The sequence below is a fragment of the Oleiphilus sp. HI0080 genome (assembly GCF_001635135.1).
The window spans coordinates 1-2,735 of sequence record NZ_LWFU01000395.1 but is presented as its reverse complement, the minus strand read 5'-3'; the positions used below and the strand labels follow the sequence as shown (position 1 = coordinate 2,735).

General features: G+C 49.0%; 3 protein-coding genes. All 3 read left to right on the top strand.

Annotated elements, in window-relative coordinates; translation table 11 throughout:
- On the top strand, nt 1-453 hold a 453-nt coding region (locus tag A3751_RS22675; protein ID WP_197466215.1), incomplete at its 5' end, for a hypothetical protein.
- Between the two features lie 1,109 nt (nt 454-1,562).
- Nucleotides 1,563-1,982, top strand: coding sequence for a hypothetical protein (locus tag A3751_RS06990; protein ID WP_068453748.1), 420 nt, complete (start codon nt 1,563-1,565; stop codon nt 1,980-1,982).
- A 134-nt stretch (nt 1,983-2,116) separates the two neighbouring features.
- Nucleotides 2,117-2,735, top strand: a 619-nt coding sequence (locus A3751_RS06985) for a DEAD/DEAH box helicase (protein ID WP_197466214.1), incomplete at its 3' end; no start/stop codon positions are given.

The window sequence follows — 2,735 nt, the reverse complement described above, 5'->3', positions numbered from 1 at the left end:
GATGGTTGGGGCATGGTCATTTCGGCTGCGAATACGTTTCCTCGCACCGCAGAGCCACTGCCCTATCAAAAGAGCATTGAGTCTTTGGTGAATATCGGAAAAACAGATCTTGCGTTAGATGCATACATTCACGCCGTTGAGCACTGGCCTGAATCTGCTGCCCTCGCTTTTGGCGCAGGCAACCTCTTGTACAATCTGAATGAATATGAAGAGGCAAACCAGTTCTTCTTTCAAGCCACGCAACTCGAACCAAGCAATGCAATTTATTGGAACAACGCCTCATACAGCGCCGCACAACTTGGCTGTTCAAATGCACTCATGGCCGTGGAATGCGCAATCACACTTGATGGTGACAACCCAGCGTTCAAGTCAACCCATAACGAGGTGATCGAGTTATTGAAGCAAAACCCTAAACCATTGATCGATTGTCCGGCCTATTCTTCCTGCCCATAAAACAGCCAAAATGCCGGACAAGTCATTCCTTACGGATCAGATCAGGATATACTCGGCTAATGCTTCAATACTCTAATAATTCTGGTTGTTATTCTGTGCGCTCAATTCCGTCATACCGATCGAACCTGTCTTATCACATGCTCCTATGTGCCAGCTTATTGCTCGGTTTCGTACCCCTTGCTTTTGCTGATACGCCAAAACCCGCCGTGACTTCATCCGGCACATTATATGGGTCGTCCACGCCATACTCAGCGGCATTTTTGGATTCAGAGCCACTTGGCTCGATGCAAACAAGTACGCTTTCCGAACTCTCAGGGCTTGCTGCAAGTAACGCGAACCCCGGCCTATTCTGGGCACACAATGATAGCGGCGACTCTGCACGGGTGTTCCTCATCGACCCGTTAAATGGCGACATCAAGCTAGAGGTCAACCTTGAAGGCATCGAGGTATACGATTGCGAAGATATCACTATGCGGACGCTTCCAGACGGTCACTATCTGGTTTTGGGTGATATTGGCGACAATAGAGGCGTTCGCGACAACCTTGCGCTTCACCAGTTTCGAGAACCGAAGCTTGGCGAACATAAGCGAATGTCTATCAAAAACGCCGACATCCAAACAATGACCATAAGCTATGAAGAAGGAGCGCGAGACGCCGAAACGCTGATGAGCGCACCAGATGGGCAGTTGATCATCATCACCAAACGGGAGACACTGAACTATTACTACCAATTCCGTTTTGAAGCGTCCAAAACAGCAAGACTCACCTCAATTGCCCGCATACCAATCGAGGATATTACGGCAGGAGATATGCGCAGCAATGGTGAGCTCGCGCTTCGCACCTATGCGCAAATTTATTATTGGCCAACAACAAAAGGCAATGTCGCCAACACCCTGAGTAATTTGACAGCAGAGCGCGTCCTGACCGCACCGGAACCGCAAGGCGAAGCGCTTGCCTGGGGGACGGATGGCAGTCTTCTATCAATACCAGAAAAACCCTTTATGTTTAGCCAGGTAATCACAAAATNCCCACGTGCAGCGCCAGAAAAATAGGCCTGTTCAAATCCGTTCGTTTAACAAAAAACAAGAACCTTTAAAAAGAACCAACTCATGACACTATCAGACCCTTCTTTACTCCTTATTACCGCCGCTATTTGTATGCTGGTTTCGCTTGGTCTTGCATGGCTCGCCTCTCTGATCTTGTACGCCAAAATAGCCCGCTTGAAACGTATTTTTCCCGCTACGCACCAGCTAATTCGAGCACATATAGACTACTTGCTGATGTTTATCCTTCTGGTGGCAGCGTATTACTTACAAGCACTTCTATCCATCACGCTACCCGCGTGGGTCATCGCCTTGTTGTGTGTAGGCTCACTGTATAACCCTTTTGGATTTATTGTCTTAGCTATGAAACCTGAACTCGCGAATCCACAAACATTCGGTCAAAAACTAAGGGTGCTGACGGGTTTTCTGCCTGCCACTCTCGGCTATGGCTATTTAATGATTGCGATACTCAGCAAGCTGCTCTAAACATCTGAACAAACCAGATGGGTTGAACTGGCCTATTTTGTTCCGTGAAAGCGCAGGCAAAAGCATCACTTTGCCTAGTTCTCTGCTACTATTCGCGCCAGACACCCTACACACGCTGCAAACAGGAAAGGTTCGTGTTCTTAGATCTTGATACCAAGCTTTTAGAGGCCGTTAAAGAGGCTGGCTTCCAAACCCCTACTCCAGTGCAAGAAGCCTGCTTCGAACCTGCATTAGATGGCGAAGACCTTTTTGTCAGCGCAGAGACAGGTAGCGGAAAAACGGCGGCCTACTTGTTGCCCGCTTTTGAGCGCCTACTTGACCGCGACCAAGGTGAACCGCTTGCGCTTGTATTGGTTCCTACGCGAGAGCTCGCGCAACAAGTATTGCGTCAGGCAAAACAGCTCGGACGATTCACAGACCTTAGCTTTGGTATCGTCAGTGGTGGTACCGACATCAAAAAGCAAATCGAGCTGATTGAACGACCGCCACAGTTCATTGTGGCAACGCCCGGCCGGCTCTCAGAGATTATTTCACGCGATGGATTTGATCTTTCGAGTGTTGAGGTACTGATTCTGGATGAAGCCGATCGACTGCTCGATATGGGCTTCAGTGACGAAGTGCTATCCATTGCTGCAAATTGTATGGCGCGCATGCAAACATCCATGTTTTCTGCGACGCTTGCCAACAAAGCACTCAGAGGGCTCGCCGATGAGCTTCTCGACGATCCGGCAACCATTGAGCTCAACGCCACTC

Excerpts from the sequence above, each read along its gene's own strand:
- A3751_RS06990 (WP_068453748.1), top strand. The coding sequence starts at position 1,563 with ATGACACTATCAGACCCTTCTTTACTCCTTATTACCGCCGCTATTTGT.